The 20,287-nt window shown below is 72.0% G+C and carries 20 protein-coding genes and 1 pseudogene; 11 read left to right on the top strand and 10 right to left on the bottom strand.

Annotation, left to right across the window (positions count from 1 at the left end; translation table 11 throughout):
* Positions 1-97: 97 nt before the first annotated feature.
* Positions 98-1,327, top strand: a complete 1,230-nt coding sequence (locus ACIBQ8_RS01220; protein ID WP_358293170.1) for a cytochrome P450 — start codon at positions 98-100, stop codon at positions 1,325-1,327.
* On the opposite strand, the gene ACIBQ8_RS01215 is transcribed toward ACIBQ8_RS01220, so the two are convergent.
* The 9 genes and pseudogenes from ACIBQ8_RS01215 to ACIBQ8_RS01175 form a co-directional block, all read right to left on the bottom strand.
* Positions 1,317-2,723, bottom strand: a complete 1,407-nt coding sequence (locus ACIBQ8_RS01215) for an MFS transporter (RefSeq protein ID WP_397168026.1) — start codon at positions 2,721-2,723, stop codon at positions 1,317-1,319. The two genes, ACIBQ8_RS01220 and ACIBQ8_RS01215, sit on opposite strands and share 11 nt — an antisense overlap.
* Before the next feature lie 57 nt (positions 2,724-2,780).
* A complete protein-coding gene (locus ACIBQ8_RS01210) occupies positions 2,781-3,380 on the bottom strand; it encodes a TetR/AcrR family transcriptional regulator (RefSeq protein WP_397168024.1) in 600 nt (199 codons plus the stop codon).
* A gap of 76 nt (positions 3,381-3,456) precedes the next feature.
* Complete coding sequence (locus ACIBQ8_RS01205) at positions 3,457-4,443, bottom strand: urease accessory protein UreD (RefSeq protein ID WP_397190645.1); 987 nt, start codon at positions 4,441-4,443, stop codon at positions 3,457-3,459.
* Complete coding sequence (gene ureG / locus ACIBQ8_RS01200; RefSeq protein ID WP_397168020.1) at positions 4,425-5,105, bottom strand: urease accessory protein UreG; 681 nt, start codon at positions 5,103-5,105, stop codon at positions 4,425-4,427. Before ureG ends, ACIBQ8_RS01205 begins: the two co-directional genes overlap by 19 nt.
* A gap of 17 nt (positions 5,106-5,122) precedes the next feature.
* Positions 5,123-5,794 (bottom strand): urease accessory protein UreF, encoded by a 672-nt coding sequence (locus ACIBQ8_RS01195; RefSeq protein WP_397168019.1) that lies wholly within the window; start codon positions 5,792-5,794, stop codon positions 5,123-5,125.
* Entirely contained in the window at positions 5,791-7,515 is a 1,725-nt protein-coding gene (gene ureC / locus ACIBQ8_RS01190; RefSeq protein ID WP_397190644.1) for an urease subunit alpha, read from the bottom strand. The genes ACIBQ8_RS01195 and ureC overlap by 4 nt, the downstream gene beginning before the upstream one ends.
* 223 nt (positions 7,516-7,738) lie before the next feature.
* Positions 7,739-8,044: pseudogene (locus ACIBQ8_RS01185) on the bottom strand (urease subunit beta); the annotation flags it as partial.
* Between the two features lie 31 nt (positions 8,045-8,075).
* A complete protein-coding gene (locus tag ACIBQ8_RS01180; protein WP_352330244.1) occupies positions 8,076-8,381 on the bottom strand; it encodes an urease subunit gamma in 306 nt (101 codons plus the stop codon).
* Positions 8,382-8,390: 9 nt separating this feature from the next.
* On the bottom strand, positions 8,391-9,323 hold the full coding sequence (locus ACIBQ8_RS01175; protein ID WP_397168015.1) for an urea transporter: 933 nt from the start codon (positions 9,321-9,323) through the stop codon (positions 8,391-8,393).
* Positions 9,324-9,547: 224 nt separating this feature from the next.
* Between ACIBQ8_RS01175 and ACIBQ8_RS01170 the strand changes: the two genes are divergently transcribed.
* Genes ACIBQ8_RS01170 through ACIBQ8_RS01155 form a run of 4 tightly spaced genes read left to right on the top strand, consistent with a single transcriptional unit; the run spans position 9,548 to position 13,563 of the window.
* Complete coding sequence (locus ACIBQ8_RS01170; protein ID WP_397168013.1) at positions 9,548-10,765, top strand: ammonium transporter; 1,218 nt, start codon at positions 9,548-9,550, stop codon at positions 10,763-10,765.
* Positions 10,765-11,157, top strand: coding sequence for a CrcB family protein (locus tag ACIBQ8_RS01165; protein ID WP_397190643.1), 393 nt, complete (start codon positions 10,765-10,767; stop codon positions 11,155-11,157). Before ACIBQ8_RS01170 ends, ACIBQ8_RS01165 begins: the two co-directional genes overlap by 1 nt.
* Positions 11,154-11,531 (top strand): fluoride efflux transporter CrcB, encoded by a 378-nt coding sequence (crcB, locus tag ACIBQ8_RS01160; RefSeq protein WP_397190642.1) that lies wholly within the window; start codon positions 11,154-11,156, stop codon positions 11,529-11,531. Before ACIBQ8_RS01165 ends, crcB begins: the two co-directional genes overlap by 4 nt.
* Before the next feature lie 22 nt (positions 11,532-11,553).
* Entirely contained in the window at positions 11,554-13,563 is a 2,010-nt protein-coding gene (locus tag ACIBQ8_RS01155; RefSeq protein WP_397168007.1) for an APC family permease, read from the top strand.
* On the opposite strand, the gene ACIBQ8_RS01150 is transcribed toward ACIBQ8_RS01155, so the two are convergent.
* On the bottom strand, positions 13,547-14,197 hold the full coding sequence (locus ACIBQ8_RS01150; RefSeq protein ID WP_397168006.1) for a heme oxygenase (biliverdin-producing): 651 nt from the start codon (positions 14,195-14,197) through the stop codon (positions 13,547-13,549). The genes ACIBQ8_RS01155 and ACIBQ8_RS01150 overlap by 17 nt on opposite strands.
* Positions 14,198-14,452: 255 nt before the next feature.
* Between ACIBQ8_RS01150 and ACIBQ8_RS01145 the strand changes: the two genes are divergently transcribed.
* From ACIBQ8_RS01145 to ACIBQ8_RS01120, 6 genes are read left to right on the top strand one after another with little or no spacing between them, the layout of a single operon-like run.
* A complete protein-coding gene (locus ACIBQ8_RS01145; protein ID WP_397168004.1) occupies positions 14,453-15,289 on the top strand; it encodes an STAS domain-containing protein in 837 nt (278 codons plus the stop codon).
* Positions 15,289-15,654, top strand: coding sequence for an STAS domain-containing protein (locus tag ACIBQ8_RS01140; protein ID WP_397168003.1), 366 nt, complete (start codon positions 15,289-15,291; stop codon positions 15,652-15,654). Before ACIBQ8_RS01145 ends, ACIBQ8_RS01140 begins: the two co-directional genes overlap by 1 nt.
* Positions 15,651-16,046, top strand: coding sequence for an anti-sigma regulatory factor (locus ACIBQ8_RS01135; RefSeq protein ID WP_397168001.1), 396 nt, complete (start codon positions 15,651-15,653; stop codon positions 16,044-16,046). Before ACIBQ8_RS01140 ends, ACIBQ8_RS01135 begins: the two co-directional genes overlap by 4 nt.
* Positions 16,034-17,035 (top strand): ATP-binding protein, encoded by a 1,002-nt coding sequence (locus ACIBQ8_RS01130; protein ID WP_397190641.1) that lies wholly within the window; start codon positions 16,034-16,036, stop codon positions 17,033-17,035. Before ACIBQ8_RS01135 ends, ACIBQ8_RS01130 begins: the two co-directional genes overlap by 13 nt.
* The gene (locus ACIBQ8_RS01125; RefSeq protein WP_397167998.1) at positions 17,022-18,704 is read left to right on the top strand and encodes a hybrid sensor histidine kinase/response regulator; all 1,683 of its coding nucleotides are present in this window, start codon (positions 17,022-17,024) and stop codon (positions 18,702-18,704) included. Before ACIBQ8_RS01130 ends, ACIBQ8_RS01125 begins: the two co-directional genes overlap by 14 nt.
* A complete protein-coding gene (locus tag ACIBQ8_RS01120; protein ID WP_397190640.1) occupies positions 18,697-20,286 on the top strand; it encodes a SpoIIE family protein phosphatase in 1,590 nt (529 codons plus the stop codon). Before ACIBQ8_RS01125 ends, ACIBQ8_RS01120 begins: the two co-directional genes overlap by 8 nt.
* Position 20,287: the final 1 nt, after the last annotated feature.

The following is a 20,287-nucleotide window of genomic DNA, read 5'->3' as shown; positions in this document are numbered from 1 at the left end:
CGCCACGAGAACGGGCCAGGAGGGCACGATGCACATCCGCTTCGGAGGGGACTTTCGGCCCGTCCGCCGGGGCGTGGGAGCGTGCCAGGATAGACGGGTGGACATCGACCTCGCTGATCTGGACTTCTGGCGCAAACCGCTCAAAGAGCGGAATGAGGCTTTCGCCCGGCTCCGGCAACTGGAGCACCCGGTGTTCTTCCCGGAGAAGAAAGTGCCCTTCCTCCGCTCCGGCAAGGGCTTCTACGCCCTCGTCCGGCACGCGGACGTGGTCGAGGCCAGCCGCAACGCCAAGATCTTCTCCAGCGAGCCCGCCGTGACCAACCCCGAGCCGCCGGGCTGGGTCAAGCAGGTGTTCGGCGAGTCCATGGTCAACATGGACGACCCCCGCCACGCCCGCCTGCGCCGCATCGTGACGCGCTCATTCAGCCCCAGGATGCTGGCCGGGCTCCAGGGCGACATCGAGGCGGCCTGCGCCCGCATCGTCGACGACGTCGTCAAGGAGGGCCCGCGCGACTTCGTCACGCAGGTGGCCGCCAAGCTTCCCATCCACGTCATCTGCGACATGCTCGACATCCCGCAGGAGCTGCGCGCCAAGGTCCACCAGCACGTCGACATCTCCACCGCCTACACCGGCGTGCGTCCCAGCCTGGCCCGCAGCGTCCAGATGGCCGGCCAGAACATGCTGGCCCTGCTGGCCCTGCAGCGCATGGTCATCAAGCTCGGCCACGAGCGCGTCGCCGAGCCCAAGGGCGACCTGGTCTCGCTCCTGGTCAACGCCAACCCCGACGGCGAGAAGCTGACCGACAAGGAGCTGGGCTCGTTCTTCTCGCTGCTGCTGGTGGCCGGCAACGAGACCGCCCGCAACACCATGGCCCACGGCATCCGGCTGCTCACCGAGAACCCGGCCCAGCGCGAGCTGCTGACCTCCGACTTCGACGCCCACATCAACGGCGCGATCGAGGAGATGGTCCGCTACGTCTCGCCCATCATGCAGTTCCGCCGCACGGTCACCGAGGACTACACGCTGCGCGGGCTGGAGCTGAAGCAGGGCGACAAGGTCGTGCTGTTCTACGGCTCGGCCAACCGCGACGAGTCGGTCTTCCCCGACCCCGACACCTTCGACATCACCCGCGACACCAAGCCCCACGTCGGGTTCGGCGGGCCGGGCCCGCACTTCTGCCTCGGCGCCAACCTGGCCAGGCAGGAGATGCGCACGATGTTCCGCGAGCTGCTGACCCGGCTGCCCGGCGTGCGCTCGGTCGGCGAGCCCGAGCTGCTGCTGTCCAACTTCGACAACAGCGTGCGCAGTCAGGCGTTCACGTACTAGCCGTCTCCGGTTCCCCGGCCAGCACGTTCGTCCTGATGGTGAGGAACGTGACGGCCGCGGCGACCGCCATCATGGCGGCGCTGATCAGCATGGCCGCCCGGAACCCGGCGTCGAACACCGGCGGGTTCTCGAACGCGTCGCCCACCAGCCCGACCAGCGGCGGCACGGCGGCCACCGCCAGCAGGCTGCCGGTGCGGGCCACGGCGTTGTTGACGCCGCTGGCCGTGCCGGCGTAGCGCTCGTCGGCCGTGGCCAGCACCGTCGCGGTCAGCGGCGCGACGGCCGCCGACAGGCCGAGCCCGAAGACGGTCACCGCGGGCAGCACCAGCAGCGGGTAGGAGGCGTGCGGGCCGATCATGCTCATCAGCACGAACCCGGCCCCCGCCAGCAGGATCCCGATCGTCATCGGCCAGCGCGGCCCGAGTCGCCGGGCCGTCTCCCCGGCCCGCGACGACAGCAGCATCATCAGGATCGTGGTCGGCAGCATCGACAGCCCGGCCGCGATCGGCGAGAACCCGGACACCACCTGGAGCTGGATCACCAGCAGGAAGAACACCACGCCCATGGCGGCGTACATGATCAGCGTGACGACGTTGACCGCCGTGAAGACGTGGTTCCTGAAGATGGCGACCGGCACCAGCGCCTGCGGCGACCTGCGCCGCTCGGTCACCACGAACGCCGCCCCGAGCAGCGCCCCTGCGATCAGCGGCACCGGCGCGCCCTTCTCGATCAGCCCGTACGTGATCCCGGCCAGCGCCAGCGCGGCCAGCAGCGAGCCCAGGACGTCGAACCGCCCGGCCGCCTGCTCGTCGCGGCTCTCCGGCACGTGCCGCAGCGTCACCAGCACCACGATCAGCGCGAACGGCAGGTTGATCAGGAACGCCCACCGCCAGCCCGCCGTCTGCACCAGCCAGCCGCCCAGCAGCGGCCCGATCGCGCTGGCCACGCCGCCCAGCCCGGACCAGACGCCGACCGCCCGCGGCCGGTCCTGCCTGACGAACGACGCCTGGATGATGGCCAGCGACCCCGGCGTGAGCAGCGCGCCGCCGACGCCCTGCAACGCGCGCGCCCCCACCAGGAACTCGATGTTCGGCGACAGGCCGCACAGCGCCGAGGCCACGGCGAACCACACCGTGCCGATCAGGAAGATCTTGCGCCGCCCGTAGCGGTCGCCGAGCGACCCGCCCAGCAGGATCAGGCCCGCCAGGGTGAGGGTGTAGGCGTTGACGGTCCACTGGAGGCCGTCCATGGCCGCGTGCAGCTCCTTGCCGAGGAACGGCAGCGCGACGTTGACCACGGTGCTGTCGAGCAGGGCCAGCCCGGAGCCGAGCACGGTCGCGCCCAGGATCCACCGCCCCCGCGCCGACTTCACCTGGACGTGACCGTTCTGTACCATCCGACAATCTTGTCACCGTCCCCGGCGGCCTCCGGCGGCCACCCCGGAGTTCGGCCCCTACGGACGGGCGCCGAGAGCCCGGAGCACGAACCCGGACACGGCCTGCGCGGCCGTCTCGACCGTGACCTCGCCGCTGATCAGCGGCACCCGCTCGGCCCCGATGACGGCCAGCACCATCCGCGCCGTCGCGCCCACCTCGGGCACCTGGAAGTCGCCCGCCCGCACGCCGTCGTCGAGGATCTCCACCAGCACCCGCTGCATGGGCGCGACGTGCTCGGCGAGCTGCTGGTAGGCGTCGGGCCCGAGCGCCGCGCCGAGGTCGGCCGCGCCCGGATGGGGATGGGCGAGCAGCCCCGCGAGCTGCAGCCGGACGAAGGCCCGCAACCGGTCGGCGGGCGAGGCGTGCTCGGGCAGCTCCCGCTCGTAGCTCTCGATGAAGTAGCTGGTGACGCGCTCGGTGAAGGCCAGCAGCAGCGCGGCCTTGTCGGGGAAGTAGTTGTACAGGACCGTGCGGGTGATGCCGGCCTCGTGGGCCACGTCCGTCAGGGAGATGGCGTCGATGCCCTGGGCCCTGGACAGCCGCGAGACGGCCTGCAGGATGCGGTCGCGCGTCTGGGCGCGATGCTCGCCGATCGTGGCGGCCGAGATGCGGGGCATAGGCCCATGGTAGGCCGGATCGCCACCGGCGCACCCGTGACCGCTCCCGGGAGCCCCGCGCCGGCGCGGGCCCGGCTCAGGGTTTGCGCCGGTCCGGGGCCGGGTGGCCGGTGACGGCGCGCCGGGCGAGGTCCCACAGGCGTTCCAGGGCGGCCAGGACGGGCGGCGACTCCGGCCCGAGCACCCTGACCCAGGCGCCCGCCCCGTTCGGCAGCGTGCTGGCCCCGCCCGCCAGCCCGCCGCCCGCCGGCCCGCCGCCCGCCAGCCCGCCGCCCGCCGGCCCGCCGCCCGTCGCCGCCTCGTGCAGCGCGCCGGCCAGCTCGGCGGCGGGCACGGCGGAGGTGATCACGTACAGGGTGGACAGCACGCCGTGCCCGCCGAACATCGCCGGGCCGGTGACCGGGGCGCGCTCGGGCACGAGCCGGAGCGGGTCGGCGAACAGCAGCCGGCCGCCGGCGTCGCAGACGTCCAGGTCGGTGCAGTACGCGGTGTAGGCGTGCCGCTCCCCCCGGGCCAGCCGCCCCGCCAGCACGGTCTCCCCGACGATCACCGTGGCCCCGGGCCCGGCGCTGACCAGGGTGCGCTGGTAGAACCGGGACCCGGCGAAGGGGATCACCGGGTCCGGCAGGTACTCCAGGTAGCCGTCCGGCCCGGCGGTGAGCGAGACGAGCTGGGTGGCGTAGTCCTGCTCCATCCGGTAGAGCTTGGTGGCCGCCTGCGTAGTGACGTGCACGGACGCCCCCGCGCCGCAGGCGACGTCGAGCCGCTGGCGGTCGCCCTGGAGCACGCCGCCGCCGGTGGACATCACCATCACGTACGGCAGGTCGGGCCGGGCCGGGTCGTAGTAGTGCGGCCGCATGATCTGCAGCGGCGCCTTCTGGTAGTGGCCGGTCAGCTCGGTGCGCCCGCCCCGCCGCTCGAACGCCAGCTCCAGCACGCCGACCTTGCCGGGGCTGCCGACCGGCAGGGTGTCGGGCACGCCGGCGTGCCGGGCCACGTCCGCCGGGACCGAGTCGATCGTGTAGTGGCCGGCGGCCAGCCGGTCTACCGGGCCGGCGAGCACGCCGGAGCCCCGCTGAGGACGAAATCGGCCACCTCGGCCACGCCGGTGCCCCGCAGGGCGTCGGTGAGCACGACCGGCCGCCCGTCGCGGACCCGGTCGGCGTCGCGCGCCATGACCTCCAGGTCGGCCCGCACGTACGGCGCGATGTCGATCTTGTTGATGACCAGCAGGTCCGAGTCGGTGATGCCGGGGCCCCGCTTGCGCGGCATCTTGTCCCCCTCGCCGGTGTCCAGGACGAAGACGTAGACGTCGGCCAGGACGGGGCTGAAGGTGAGGGTCAGGTTGTCGCCGCCGCTCTCGAACAGCAGCGTGTCGATGTCGGGGAAGCGCTCCAGCAGCTCGGCCCCGGCGGCCAGGTTCATCGTCGGGTCGTCGCGCACGGCGGTGTGCGGGCAGGAGCCGGTCTCGACGCCCACGACCCGCTCGGGGTCCAGCAGGCCGTCCAGGGTGCGCCGGACGTGCTGGGCGTCCTCCTGGGTGTAGATGTCGTTGGTGACGACGGCCACGCTGCGTCCCCGGTCGAGCAGCACGGGCACCAGCGCCTCGATGAGCGCGGTCTTGCCGGAGCCGACCGGGCCGCCGACGCCGATCTTGAAGACGCGGTCCATGGCGGCGCCGGCGGGCACGTTCACGGCGGGGTGCGGGTGGTGGTGGTGATCCATCGGGACGCTTCCCTCTCTCAGGTGGTGAACAGCCGGGCCTCGGCCCGTTCGTGGGCGGCGCTCATCGTGTCCGCGAGCGGCGTGGCGGCGTGCAGGTCCAGCGGGCCGCGGGCGGCCAGGGCGTGCCCGGCGGCCCGCCCGATCGCGCCGGCCGCGCCGTGCAGGGCGGCCTGGGCCTGGCGGAAGTCCAGCAGGCGCAGCCGTACGGCGGCGCTGACCCAGCTCGCGGCGAACGCGTACAGGTCGCCGGTCACCGCGTCGGCCTCCCGGACGCCGAGCCCGGCGTAGGCCGCGCCCAGCACGACGGCGTGGTTGCCCGGCGTGACCCTGGCCTCGACCAGCTCCGACAGGCGGGCCAGCGCCGGCGTCGCGAAGACCAGGGCGGCCGTGCGCAGGACCTGGTTGCCGGTCCTGGTGGCGGCGGCCCGGATCTCCCGGCCGAGCTTGACGGCGTGCAGCCGCCGGTCCACCTCGGTCACCGCGTCCCAGTCGCCGGCCGTCACCGCCCGGTGGGTCAGGACCAGGGCGGTGGCGTCGCCCGGCCCCGCCGCGTGCAGCAGCAGGTCCTCCAGCAGCGCGGCGACGTCCACCGGGCCGGCCTGCGCGTACGCCTCCAGCCCGTGCGAGAGCGTGTAGAGGCCGCCCGGGAAGGCCGAGTCGGTGAGCTGGAGCTGGGCGAGCAGGCTCATGCCAGGAAGAACAGGTGGTTCAGCGGCAGCTCCTGGGCCGGCGCGATGGTCGCGTGCTCGCCGTCCACCGTGACCTTGAACGTCTCGGGGTCCACGGTGATCCTCGGCAGCGCGTTGTTGCGGATCATGTGCCGCTTGTCCACCGTCCTGGTGTGGCGCACCCTCGCGATCAGCCGTTGCAGGCCGAGCCGCTCCGGCACCCCGGCGGCGATGGCGGCGTCCGGCAGGAACGTCAGGCTGCTCTTGCGCTGGGCCATCCCCATCGCGCCGAACATCGGCCGGTAGTAGACCGGCTGCGGCGTGGGCAGCGACGCGTTCGGGTCGCCCATCTGCGACCAGTTGATCAGCCCGCCCTTGACCACCAGCGCCGGCTTGGCCGCGAACGACGTGAACGGCCACAGCACGACGTCGGCCAGCTTGCCGTCCTCCAGCGAGCCGACGTGCTCGGCGATGCCGGTCGTCCGGGCCGGGTTGATGGTCAGCTTGGCCAGGTAGCGCAGCACCCGCGCGTTGTCGTTGCGCTCGGAGTCCTCCGGCAGCCGGCCGCGCTGGTCCTTGCAGTGGTGTGCGGTCTGGAAGGCGCGGGTGAAGGTCTCCCCGATCCGGCCCATCGCCTGGGAGTCGGAGGAGAACATGCTGATCACGCCCATGTCCTGCAGCACGGTCTCGGCGGCGATGGTCTCCACCCGCACCCGGCTGTCGGCGAAGGAGACGTCCTCGGGGATGTCGTGGTTGAGGTGGTGGCAGACCATCACCATGTCCAGCAGCTCGTCGGCCGAGTTGATGGTGTACGGCAGCGTCGGGTTCGTCGAGGACGGCAGCGCGTTCGGCTCGCCGGCGATGCGGATCATGTCCGGCGCGTGGCCGCCGCCCGCGCCCTCGGTGTGGAAGGTGTGGATCGCCCGGCCGTCGATGGCGCTGATCGTGTCCTCCAGGTAGCCGGCCTCGTTGAGGCTGTCGGCGTGCAGCGCCACCTGGACGTCGTACTCGTCGGCGACGCGCAGCGCGCAGTCCACCACCGCCGGGGTGGAGCCCCAGTCCTCGTGCACCTTCAGCGCGCACGCCCCGGCCTCGATCTGCTCGGCCAGCGCGGCCGGCAGGCTGGCGTTGCCCTTGGCCATGATGCCGATGTTGACCGGCAGCGCCTCGACGGCCTGCAACATGCGGCCGATGTTCCACGGGCCGGGCGTGCAGGTGGTGCCGCGGGTGCCGTCGGTGGGGCCGGTGCCGCCGCCGATCAGCGTCGTGATGCCGTTGGTGAGCGCGGCCTCGGCCTGCTGCGGCGCGATCAGGTGCACGTGCGGGTCGATCGCCCCCGGCGTGGCGATCATGTTCTCGCCGGCCAGCACCTCGGTCCCGGCGCCGATCACCAGGCGGCGGTCCACGCCGTTCTGGGTGTGCGGGTTGCCCGCCTTGCCGATCCCGACGATCCGCCCGTCCTTGATGCCGATGTCGCCCTTGACGACGCCGAGCACCGGGTCCAGCACGACCGCGTTGGTGATCACCAGGTCGAGCGCGATCGTGGCGTTCTGGGAGCCGGGGTCGGCCGCCATGCCGTCGCGGGCGGTCTTGCCGCCGCCGTAGACGGCCTCGTCGCCGTAGAAGCCGGCCGTGTGGTCCTTCTCGATCTCGATCACCAGGTTGGTGTCGGCCAGCCGGACCCGGTCGCCCACGGTCGGGCCGAACATGGCGACGTACTGCTTGCGGTTCATGGTGCTCATCGGCTCAGGCCTTCTTCTTCCTGGCGGCCGGCTTCTTGGCCGCCGGCTGCTTGGCGGCCGGTTCCTTGGCGGCGGGCTGCTTCGCGGCGGCCTTCTTGGCGGGCGCCTTGCGCGACGGCGGCTCCTCGCCCGGCGCGCGGACCGCGGCCGCGGGCTCGGGCTGGTCGGCGTAGCCCAGCTCGGCCAGGCGGCGCAGGGCGCGGGTGCGGCTGTCCCTGGCCCGCAGGCCGCCGTCCACCAGGCCGGCGAAGCCGACGACGCGCATGCCGCCGGCGAACTCGACCAGGGTGACCTGGTGGGTGTCGCCCGGCTCGATGCGCACGGCGGTGCCGGCCGGGATGTCGAGATGCATGCCGTACGCCTTCTCGCGGTCGAAGCTGAGCGCCCGGTTCGCCTCGAAGAAGTGGAAGTGCGAGCCGACCTGGATGGCCCGGTCGCCGGTGTTGCGCACGGTCAGGGTGACCCTGGCGCGACCGGCGTTGATCTCGATCGGCTCGTCGCCGTACATGATCCGGTCCGTGTCCGTCATGGCGAACCGTTCCTTTCTGGTCGCGGCGGTGTCAGCCGCCGATGGGGTCGTGGCAGGAAACGAGCTTGGAGCCGTCCTTGAACGACGCCTCGACCTGCATCAGCTTGAGCATTTCGCGCACCCCGGGCATGACGTCCCCGGCGCCGAGCACCTGCTTGCCGAGCTCCATGCACTCGGCCACCGTCCGGCCGTCCCGGGCGGCCTCCAGGACCGCGACGCTGATCAGCGCCACCGCCTCGCTGTAGTTCAGCTTCACGCCGCGCTCGCGGCGCTTGGCGGCCAGATCGGCGACGACGTAGATCAGCAGCTTGTCGATCTCACGCGGTGCGAGGTTCATGAGCTCTCCTTAGGTGGAAGCGCGCCGGACGCCGGAGAACGCCGGGACCGCCGCCAGGAAGATCCAGGTGACCAGGACGAACGGCCAGGTCAGGGTGTGCCCGCCGACCGGCGCGAACAGGTGGCCGACGAACGCCGTCAGCACGGTCGCCGACACCACGCCGGCCAGCGCGTACAGCAGGCCGAGGACGGTCGGCACGAGGAACGCGCAGCCGAGCGCGATGCCGGTGAGCACCGCGTTGTAGCCGTACAGGCCGGCGCCGATGTCGGCGGCGGGCGCGCCGAGCAGCACGGCCACCAGGATCCCGACGGCGCTGGCGGCCAGCGCGGCCACCGCCACCCGCCACCCGGCGAACGCCAGGCCGACCAGGAAGATCAGGCCGACGTACCACTTGCCCTGGAAGAACACCTGGCCGACGCCGTTCAGCAGCCCCTGCCACAGGTCGGTGAACGTCACCGCGGTCCCCGGGGACGTCGCCGACGGCGGCGCCGCCAGGGCGTGCCGGCGCCAGACCCGCTCGTAGGCCGGGCCGCCGACCACCATGATCGTGGCCACCGCGCAGAACGGCGCGGTGAGCCCCGGCAGGTCGTGCGGCCCGAGCAGCGTCTTGAGCGCCGACGTCAGGACGCTGCCCATGATCGCGCCGACGACGACCAGCAGCAGCGTGATCCACCGGGTCTGGAAGTACAGCACGAGCGCGACGCCGATCAGCGTGCCGTTGAACCCTTCCAGTCCCGCCGTCACGCTCTCCCTGGCCGCGCCGAGGAACCAGGCGGTGAGCGTGCCCACGGCGGCGCCGGCCAGGCCGAACAGCGCGAACTGCCATCCGGCGGCGAGCAGCGCGACGACGAAGCAGATCGCGGTGCCCAGGTTGTTCTGCAGGTCCACCTGGCTGACGCCGCGGAGCGTGGCGAGCGGCAGGTCGGGCATCTCGGCGCGCATGTCCGCCTGCCTCTCTCGCCGGAACCTGGGGTGACGAGCGGCAGCATTCCCCTGCGGCCGGCGGGCCACGCGGCGGCGGCCGTGGGATGGACATTCTTTGCGAAAGCCGTCGAGAACTAAGAGCGCCTCAACAATGCACATGCCCGGCAAAGGCGCTTGACCAGGGAGTTTTGCCTCCGGTGCGCCCGATCATCTCTGCCTGGGGACAGAAGGGAGGTCCGACGATGCCGCCAGGGCTCAACACCGGCGATTCGGCCTGGGTGCTCGTGAGCGCCGCCATGGTGCTGCTCATGACGCCCGGACTGGCCTTCTTCTACGGCGGCATGGTCCGCGCCCAGAACGTGCTCAGCATGCTCTTCATGAGCTTCGTCTCGATCGCCCTGGTCACGATCCTGTGGTTCGGCTACGGCTACGGGCTGGTCTTCGGCCCCGACGTGGGCGGCGCCGGGGTGATCGGCTTCGGCGACCTGCGCTTCGCCGACATCACGCCCACGATGCTGCACGGCCGCGTCCCCACCTACGCCTTCGCGCTGTTCCAGCTCACCTTCGCCATCATCACGGTGGCCCTGATCAGCGGCTCGGTCGCCGGCCGGACCCGGCTCGGGCCGTGGATCGTGTTCTCCGTCGTCTGGGTGACGCTGGTGTACTTCCCGATCGCGCACTGGGTGTTCGACCGGCAGGGCTGGATCAGCCGGTGGGGCGTGCTCGACTTCGCCGGCGGTCTGGTCGTCGAGCTGAACTCCGGCATGGCCGGCCTGGCGCTGGCCCTCGCGCTCGGCCCCGGCGTGCGTTTCCGCAGGAAGGAGCCGCCCCGGCCGAGCAACATCCCGTTCGTCATGCTCGGCCTGGGCCTGCTGTGGTTCGGCTGGTTCGGCTTCAACGCCGGCTCGGCCATGGCCGACGGCGGCATCGCGGTCAACGCCTTCCTGACCACCATGATCGCCGGGGCCGCCGGGATGCTGACCTGGCTCGTCCTGGAGTGGTTGCGGTACCGGCACTTCACCCGGCTCGGCTCGGCCACCGGCGCGCTGGCCGGGCTGGTGGCCATCACCCCCGCCTGCGCCTTCGTCAACGCCGAGGGCGCCCTGGTCATCGGCATCGTGGCCGCCGTCGTGGTGTCGTACGCGGTCACCTGGAAGCTCGTCCTCGGCTACGACGACACCCTCGACGTCGTCGGCGTGCACGGCGCGGGCGGCATCGTCGGCACGGCCCTCATCGGCCTGCTCGCGACCGGCGTCAGCGCCACCAGGACCAAGGGCCTGCTGTACGGCGGCTCGATCGAGGTGCTGCTCAAGCAGCTCGCCGCGATCGTCGTGGTCGGCCTGTACTCCTTCGTCGTCACCTACCTCATCGGCCGCGTCGTGGACCGGCTCTGCCGGATGCGCGAGACCGAGGCCGAACAGCTCGCCGGCACCGACGCGCAGCTCGGGACGGAGGACTGATGGCCGCCGCCCGCCACCCGGCCCGCGCGCTCGCCCTGGTCGGGGTGGGCGGCGGGATCGGCGCGGTGGCCCGTCACCTGCTCACCCAGACCCTGATGGGCGCCGACCACCCGCTGCCCTGGCCCACGCTGGTGGTCAACGTCCTCGGCTGCCTGCTGCTGGGCCTGCTCACCGGCGAGCTGACCCGCCACTCGCTGCACCGCATGCCGGTCAAGGCGCTGCTCGGCACCGGCTTCCTGGGCGGCTTCACCACCTTCTCACACCTGGTGGACGGCGTCCGCGAGCTCACCGTCGGCGGCGCGGCCGGCTGGGCGGCGCTCTACCTCGTGCTCAGCGTCGTCCTGGGCCTGCTGGCCGTCTGGGCGGGCCTGAGGCTGGGCGGACGCCGATGATCCTCGTGCTGGTGGTCTTCGTCGGCGGCCTGATCGGCGCGCCGGCCCGCTACCTCGTGGACGCCGGCGTCACCAGGGCGGCCGGCCGGGCGATGCCGTGGGGCACGCTGGCCGTCAACGTCATCGGCTCGGCCGTGCTCGGCGTCCTGATGGGCATCGCCTCCCGCGACGCCCTGCCACCGGCCGTGCTGTCGCTGGTCGGCACCGGGTTCTGCGGCGCGCTCACCACGTTCAGCACCTTCAGCGCCGACACCTGGAAGCTGCTGGCCGCCGGGTCCACCGGCCGGGCGCTGGCCAACATCGCCATGAACCTGGTGCTCGGCCTCGCCGTCGTCAGCCTCGGGTACCTGCTCGGCAGGGCGATCGCCGGCTGACCGGAAGGAGGCGGGAACGCCCATGACCACCGCCTCCCCGTGGGAGCGGGCCAAGCGGGCCCTGGTCGGCCGGCCGCTGCGCACCAAGCACCTGGAACAGCAGCTCCTGCCCAAGCGGCTGGCGCTGCCGGTCTTCTGCAGCGACCCGATCTCGTCGGTGGCGTACGCGACCGAGCAGATCATCATGGCCCTCACCCTGGGCGGCCTCGCACTGCTGCACGTGACCGGCTGGATCGCCCTGGCCATCGTGGCCATGCTGGTGATCATCATCGTGTCCTACCGGCAGACCTGCTACGCCTACCCCGGCGGCGGCGGCGCGTACGTCGTCAGCCGGGAGAACCTGGGCGTCAACGCCAGCCTGGTCGCCGCCAGCGCGCTGCTGGTCGACTACGTGCTGACCGTCGCCGTCTCCGTCGCCGCCGGGGTGGACGCCATCACCTCCTACGCGCCCGGCCTGGAGCGCTGGTCGGCGCCGCTGAGCGTGGCCTGCGTGGTGCTGCTCACCCTGGTCAACCTGCGGGGCACCCGCGAGTCCGGCCGCGGGTTCGCGGTGCCCACCTACGCCTTCATCGCCTCGGTCTACCTGCTGTTCCTGGTCGCCGCCTGGCGGCTGCTGAGCGGCGAGCGTCCCCGGGCGGTCAGCGCCGGCTTCACCATCGAGCCGCTCTACCAGCCCGTCGGCTTCATCGCCGTCTTCCTGGTGCTGCGCGCGTTCGCCTCCGGCTGCACGGCGCTGACCGGGGTGGAGGCGGTCAGCAACGGCGTGCCCGCCTTCCGCCGGCCCAAGAGCAGGAACGCGGCGAACACCCTGGCGATCATGGGCGCGCTGTCGGTCACCATGTTCTCCGGCATCACCGTGCTGGCCCTGCTCACCCACGTGCGGATGACCGACCCCGACCACCCCGGCCGGCTCGCCGGGATGCCCGCCGGGTACGTCGAGCCCACCGCCCTGGCCCAGATCGGCGACGCCGTCCTCGGCCGGGGCGTCCTGTACGCCTTCCTCCAGGCCAGCACCGCGGCGATCCTGATCATGGCCGCCAACACCGCCTACAACGGCTTCCCCATGCTGGCCTCGATCCTGTCCGCCGACTCCTACCTGTCCAGCCAGCTCCACAAGCGCGGCGACCGGCTGGTCTTCAGCAACGGCATCCTGCTGCTCGCGACGGCCGCGGCCGTGCTGCTCGTCGTCTTCGACGCCAACAGCTCCCGGCTCATCCAGCTCTACATCATCGGCGTCTTCATCTCCTTCACGCTGAGCCAGGCCGGCATGGTGCGGCACTGGCAGCGGACCGGCCCGCGCTCGCCCGGCGTGCGGCGGCGCCAGGCCGTCAACGCGACCGGCGCGACGGTGACCGCCGCCGTCCTGGTGATCGTGCTGGTGACCAAGTTCACGAACGGCGCCTGGCTGGTCTGCCTGGCCATCCCGGGGCTGTTCGCGCTCATGAAGGGCATCAGGCGGCACTACGACAAGGTACGGGCGGCCACCACGCCGGACACGCCCGTCGAGCTGCCGGGCGGCGCCCACGCCATGGTGCTGGTCTCCCGGCTGGGCAGCCCCGCGCTCCAGGCGGTCGCCTACGCCGCGGCCACCCGCCCGGCCGGGCTGGAGGCCGTGCACGTGTGCACCGACGAGGAGGCGACCCGCGAGCTGCGCGAGGGCTGGGAGCACTACGCGCCCTCCTCGGTGCCGCTGCGGATGATCGAGGCGCCCTACCGGACCGCCGTCGGCCCGATCCTGCGGCACGTACGCGACCGGCTGGCCCTGCACCCCGACCAGATCGTCACCGTCTACATCGTCGACTACGTCACCAGCCGCTGGTGGGAGCCGGCCCTGCACAACCGGCTGACCGCCCGGCTGCGGGACCGCCTGCTGCTGCTCCCCGGGGTCATGGTCACCCTGGTGCCCTACCGGCTGGACCCGGGGGAGGGGCGCGCCGAGCGCCCGCCGCGGCTCCCCACGCGCCTGGCCGTCCTGGCCCGGCAGCCGGACGGCGGCGACGACCCGGCGGAGACGGCTACGCCGGGGCCCTGACGACGTGCATGAGCTCGGCCAGGACCTCGGTGTTGAGCTGGTAGGCCAGCCGCACCTCGCCGATGATCCGCTGCCGCTCGCGCTCGTCGAGCTGCGCGCCGAGGGCGTCGAGCCGGGCGCGGTACTCGGTCTTGAACCGCGGCAGGCTGCCCACCTCGTCGAAGATGTAGAAGTCGACGCCGCCGCCGGCCTGGTAGCCGAAGATCTTCTGCAGTTCCATGCGGATGAACTGGCCGCCCGACAGGTCGCCGAGGTAGCGGGTGTAGTGGTGGGCGACGTAGCCGCCGGGCCAGTCGGTCATCTGGTGGATGCGGGCCTGGAGGGTCCGGGTGGCCTTGGAGGGGGCGACGCGCTCGCGCCAGGCGGGGCCGTAGATGGTGGCCAGGTCGCGTTCGAGGGCGGGCTCGCGGTACAGCTCGGGGAAGACGAAGCGGCCGGCGACCGGGTGGGCGGCCAGCTCCTTGGAGACGCCGTCGAGCGCCAGGTAGGCGAAGTAGTGCTGGGCGACCATCTCGCCGTACTCGTGCTCGGTCAACCGGCCGGCCATCAGCTCGGTGAGGTAGCCCTCGGACTCGGCCGACTCGTGGTCGCCCCAGGTGGCGGCCCTCAAGGTCTCGGAGAACGACGTCGTCACAGCACTTCCCCAACTCGCGCGATTGTTTCTGACACAGTGTCACAACCCTCGGAGGCTCCGTCAAGGCGATGACGACAGCATGTCAGCAAAACTCGCCTCCGCCGTTCATCTACCCAGGAAGGCGGAGCTCAAGGGATCGTGCCTGGCGGAGCCGCCCGTCGCGCACAGTGCTGGCCGTCAAACGGTCCGCTACCTGGAAAAATCGCTCTAACATACGTTGACACCGTCACTCGCTAGCCGACCCAGGAGTGATCCTTGACCGTCCAAGCCGACGTCGCCCGGCGACGCATCGAAGAGCTGCTCCGTGAGCATGAGGAGCAGATCCTCGCCCGTTGGGTGCAGCTCGCCAAGGCCCCGTCGGACGAGCTTCTCGACATATACCGGGCCCTGCGCTCCTCGCTCGATCAGGGCAAGGGGGAGCTCGCCGACGTCCGCGGGCTGCTCGCGGAGCTCTCCCGCACCCGCGCTCGCGCGGGCCACGCGCCGTCCGACACCGCCCGCGCCGTCTTCGGGCTCAAGGAGGCCCTGTACGAGATCGTCGAGGCCGACGGCGAGCCGGAGGCCCTGCGCGGCTTCATCTGGTTCTCCCGGCTCATCGACGACCTCGGCCTGCTCACCTTCGAGACCTTCGCCGACGCCCGCGAGAAGATCATCCTGGACCAGGCCGAGCAGCTGCTCGAACTGTCCACCCCGGTGGTCAAGCTCTGGGAGGGCATCGTCGCCGTGCCGCTGATCGGCACCCTCGACTCCGCCAGGACCCAGGTCGTGATGGAGAAGCTGCTGCAGACCCTGGTCGACACCGGCGCCGAGCACGCTGTGATCGACATCACCGGCGTGCCCGCCGTGGACACCCAGGTGGCCCAGCACCTCCTCAAGACCGTGGTGGCCGCCAGGCTGATGGGCGCCGAATGCGTCATCTCCGGCATCCGCCCGCAGATCGCGCACACCATCGTCACGCTCGGCATCGAGTTCGGCGACATCGTCACCAAGGCGTCGCTGGCCGACGCCCTCGCCCACGCCTTCAGGCGCAGCGGCGTGCAGGTGAGCCTGTCACGCAACGCCCGCATCGCCGTCCGGGCGGAGGGCGCCTGATGGACCGGGTGCCCGTACTCAAGCTCGGCGACATCCTGATCGTCTCCATCCAGATCGACCTGGAGGACCAGAGCGTGCTGGCCCTCCAGGAGGACCTGGCCGATCGGGTCGTCGCCACCGGGGCCAGAGGCGTGATCATCGACATCACCGCGGTCGAGATCGTCGACTCCTTCATCGGCCGCATGCTGGCCACCATCGCCACCATGTGCCGCATGCTGGACGCCCAGACCGTGGTCGTCGGCATGCGTCCCGCGGTGGCGATCACCCTGGTCGAGCTCGGCCTGTCGCTGGGCGGCGTGCGCACGGCGCTGAACCTGGAGAAGGGAGTGGCGCTCCTTGACCACGTCAGGGGCGCCGCCACGTGACCGAGACGAGGACGATCGCGGGCAGCGCGGACGTCGTGGTGGTCCGGCAGATCGTGCGGACCCTCGCGATCGAGGCCGGGCTCTCCCTCGTGGACCAGACCAAGATCGTCACTGCGGCCAGCGAGCTGGCCCGCAACGCGCTCGTCTACGCCGGCGGCGGCGACGTGCGCATCGACCTCGTCGAGAACGGCAGGAAGCGGGGCCTGAAGCTGGTCTTCAGCGACGAGGGCCCCGGCATCCCCGACCTCGACAAGGCGCTCACCGACGGCTTCACCACCGGTGGCGGCATGGGCCTCGGCCTCGGCGGCTCACGCCGGCTGGTCGACGAGTTCGACCTGATCTCCGCCCCCGGGAAGGGCACGACCGTGACGGTGACCAAGTGGGCGAGGTGAACCCGGCCTGGGTTCGCGCCGAGGACCCGAGTGCCGTCGGCGCCGTCCGGCGGCGGGCGGTCGAGCTGGCCGAGGCGGCCGGCTTCGACACCACCCGCACCGGGCAGACGGCCGTGGCCGTCAGCGAGGCCGTCTCCAACCTGGTCAAGCACGCGGTGGAGGGCGTCGTCCTGGTCCGGCCGCATCCCGAGACCGCGGCCGGCGTGGAGCTCGTCGCGGTGGACAAGGGCCCCGGCATGGCCGACGTGGCCCGCGCCCTGCGCGACGGCTACTCCACCTCCGGCACGCTCGGCATCGGCATGGGGGCCATCGCCCGCATCGCCACCGGTTACGACGTTCACTCGGTGCCCGGCATGGGCACTGTGCTCGTCATGCATTTCACCGCCGAGAACACGCCCGGCCCCCCGCTGCGCGCCAGCGGCCTGACCCGGCCGATCGGCGACGAGGTGAGCTGCGGCGACGGCTACGCCATCGCCGAGAACGGCGAGGGCACCACGGTGATGCTGTGCGACGGCCTCGGCCACGGCCACATCGCCGCCATCGCCGCGCAGACCGCCGTCGAGCTGTTCGCGCAGGTCCAGGACCAGGAGCCGCTGTCGATCCTGGAACACCTGCACCGCGGGCTGAGCGGGACCCGCGGCGGCGCCGTCGCGGTCGCCCGGGTCGGCCGCGACACCGTCACCTACGCCGGGCTGGGCAACGTCTCCGGCTGGGTCGCCGACGCCGGCGGCCGGCAGGGCATGATCTCGCTGCCCGGCATCGCCGGCCACCAGGGCCGCACCCTCCGCCAGTACGAGTACAAGATCCCCCCGTACGCCACCGTCGTGATGCACTCCGACGGCCTGACCGACCGATGGGACCCCGGTAACGTGCCGGGGCTGTTCGCGCGCACCCCAGCGGTCATCGCCGCGGGCCTGCTGCGCGAGGCGGGCAGCAGGCGTGACGACGCCTGCGTGGTGACGGTGAGGCCCGGCAATGGCGGCAACTGAGCTGATCAGGGTCAGGCTCGACACCGACCAGGACGTCTTCGTCCTGCGCCGCGTCGGCCGGGCCGCGGCCGAGCTGGCCGGGCTGGAGTCCCAGGACCAGATCCGGGTCGCCACCGCCCTCAGCGAGGTGGGCAGGGAGGCGTTCGGCAAGGGCGCCGCCGCCGTGATCACCCTGGACGGCGACGTGCTCGCCATCACCATCCGCCACACCAGGCCGTCCGGTTTGGACCGCTCCGAAGGCGTGACGCTGGCCGGCCGGCTCGTCGACGACATCGCCCTCGGCGACGGCCACGTCACGCTCACCAAGCGGCTGCGGCCCCGGCTGACCGCCGTCCCGCTGGAGGCCATCCGCGCCGACCTCGCCAAGCTGGCCCCGATCAGCGCGCTGGAGGAGCTGCGCGAGCAGAACAGGGAGCTGGCCGAGACCCTGGAGGACGTGCTGCGGCTCAACTCCGAGCTGCAGGAGACCAACACCGGCGTGCTGGCCATGTACAACCAGCTCTCGGCCGAGCTGGAGGAGACCAACAGGGGAGTCGTCGCCCTGTACGCCGAGCTGGACGAGAAGTCCGCCCAGCTCCGCGAGACGATCGAGGCGCGCAACCGGTTCTGGGCCACCGTCAGCCACGAGCTGCGCACCCCGCTGAACTCCGTCATCGGCCTGGTCCGGCTGCTGACCGGCCAGGGCGGCGAGCCGCTGAGCGAGGAGCAGGCCCACCAGATCGGGCTGATCGGCGACTCGGCCCAGACGCTGCTCGAACTCGTCAGCGAGCTGCTCGACATGGCCAAGGCCGAGTCCGGCCGGCTGGACCCGCAGCCCACGCTGGTCAACCTGGCGCGGATGGCCGGGCAGCTGCACGTCACGATGCGGCCGACCAGCGAGCGCGTGGGCGTGACGCTGAGCCAGGAGATCGCGCCGGAGGCCACCGAGCTGTACGCCGATGAGAGCATGTTGCTGCGGATTCTCCGCAATTTGCTCTCGAACGCGCTCAAATTCACTCAAAGCGGGCAGGTAGTGCTGGCCGCGCATGCCGACGAAGCCAAAAGCGAGATCGTCATCACGGTCACGGACACCGGCATCGGCATCTCGGAGGAACACTTGAGGCGCGTGTTCGAGGACTTCTACCAGGTTCCCGGATCGCTCCAGGTCAGGGCCAAGGGCACCGGCCTCGGCCTGCCGTACGCGCGCAGGCTCGCCGAGGCGCTGGGCGGCACGCTGGAGCTGACCAGCACGCCGGGCGAGGGCACCACCGCCACCCTGCGGCTGCCGCACCAGAGCGGCACGCCCGAGGTGCAGCGCGTGCTGATCGCCGACGACGACGAGGTCTTCCGCGCCACCGCCCGCCGCATGCTCTACGGCTTCACCGTCCACGTGGACGAGGCCGCCGACGGCGCCGCCGCGCTCGACGTCATGGCCGCCACCCCGCCCGACGTGATCCTGGTCGACCTGCTCATGCCCCGCGTGGACGGCAACGTGCTGCTGCACCAGATGGCCGAGGACGAGCGGCTGAGCGACATCCCGGTCGTCATCGTGACCATCGCCCCGCAACACGCCCCCGGCAACCGGCCGGTACTGTCCAAGCACGGGCTGCGCAGGGAACAACTCCTGCAGGCCATCCGCAGCGCCCGCCAGGGCGAGAACGGCGGTGCTGGAGAGGACCAGGATGTCTGAGTCCGCACGCGTGCTGGTGGTGGACGACACCCCCACCAAGCGCTACATCCTGTCGAGCTGGCTACGACGATCCGGGCACCAGGTGCTGGAGGCCAGGGGCGGCGAGGAGGCCCTCGGACTGCTCGCCGACAACCAGGTCGACCTGGTCGTCCTCGACGTCCGCCTGCCCGACATCGGCGGCTACGAGGTCTGCGAGCTGATCAAGGCCAACCCGGCCACCGCCTCCATCCCCGTCATCCAGGTGTCGGCCAACGCGATCACCCCCGCCGACCGCACCGAGGGGCTGGAACGCGGCGCCGACGCCTACCTGAGCGAGCCCATCGAGCCGACCGAGTTCGCCGCGACCGTCGAGGCCATGCTGCGCTACTACCGGGCGCGCTGGCGGGCCGAGCTGATGGCCGAGCGCCTGGCCAAGCTCGCCGAGGTGACGTTGCGGATGAACGAGGCCGAGACCTTCGACGAGCTGCTGACCGTGGCCGTCGAGGGCACCGCCGAGGTGCTCGGCCGCTACAGCGGCACGCTCGCCATGCTGCCCGACGGGCGGGTCCGGCGCTTCCGCGCCCGTCCCGGCGAGCCCGCCGACGCCCAGGCCGCCGCGCCCGACGTGCTGGAACGCCTGTCCGAGCGGGCGCTGAAGGACGCCGCCAGAGCCAAGGTGTTCACCCTGGCCAGCACCGAGTGGCAGGGCCTGCTGCCCGACGTGCGCGCCGAGGACTCCACCACCGGCGTGCTCTGCCGCACCAAGAACTCCCCGTCGCCGGTCTACCTGGGCGTCGAGGCCGTCTCGCCGCTCGACGCCGACGAGGTGAACCTGCTGCGCCAGCTCGGCCAGGAGCTGGCCCTGGCGCTGGGCGCGCTGCGCGCCTACACCGAGGAGCACGACATCGCGCTGACGCTGCAGCGCAGCCTGCTGCCCAGCCGCATCCCCGAGGTGCCGGGCCTGCAGGTCGCGCTGCGCTACCAGCCCGCCGTGGACAACGTCGAGGTCGGCGGCGACTTCTACGAGGTGCTGCAGGTCGACGGACGCGTGCTGGTCGCCGTCGGCGACGTGGAGGGCCACTCCCTGCACGCCGCGACCGTCATGGCCGAGGTGCGCCACGCCCTGCGCGCCTCGCTCATCGCCCAGGTGGACCTGAGCGCCTCCCTCGACCTGCTCAACCAGATGATGCGGCGCTACCACCGGGGCCTGACCGCCACCGTGTGCCTGATGCTCATCGACCCGGCCACCGGCGAGATCGAGCTGGCCAACGCCGGGCACATGCCGCCGCTGTTCGCCGGGCCCGGCAGCTCGTACCACACGCTGGGCAACCTGCTGCTCGGCGCCGTGCCCGAGCGGTACCAGGTCGACCGGCTCAAGCTGCCGCCCGGCGGCACGATGATGCTGTTCACCGACGGCCTGCTGGAGGACCGGCACGTCCTGCTCGACGACAGCATGGAGAAGGCCAGGCAGCTCGCCGAGACCGTCGAGGACGACCTGGAGGACTTCGCCGAGCGCATGCTGGGGGCGTTCGGGGCGCGCGAGGACGACGTGGCGCTCGTCGTCGTCCGCCGCACCCTCGACGCGGACTCCGCCGGCGCCTGAC

The sequence above is a fragment of the Nonomuraea sp. NPDC049646 genome (assembly GCF_044465525.1).
In the GTDB taxonomy this organism is placed as follows: Bacteria; Actinomycetota; Actinomycetes; order Streptosporangiales; family Streptosporangiaceae; genus Nonomuraea.
Note: the sequence above shows the minus strand (reverse complement) of the source record. Positions and strands in the feature narration are given on the sequence as shown.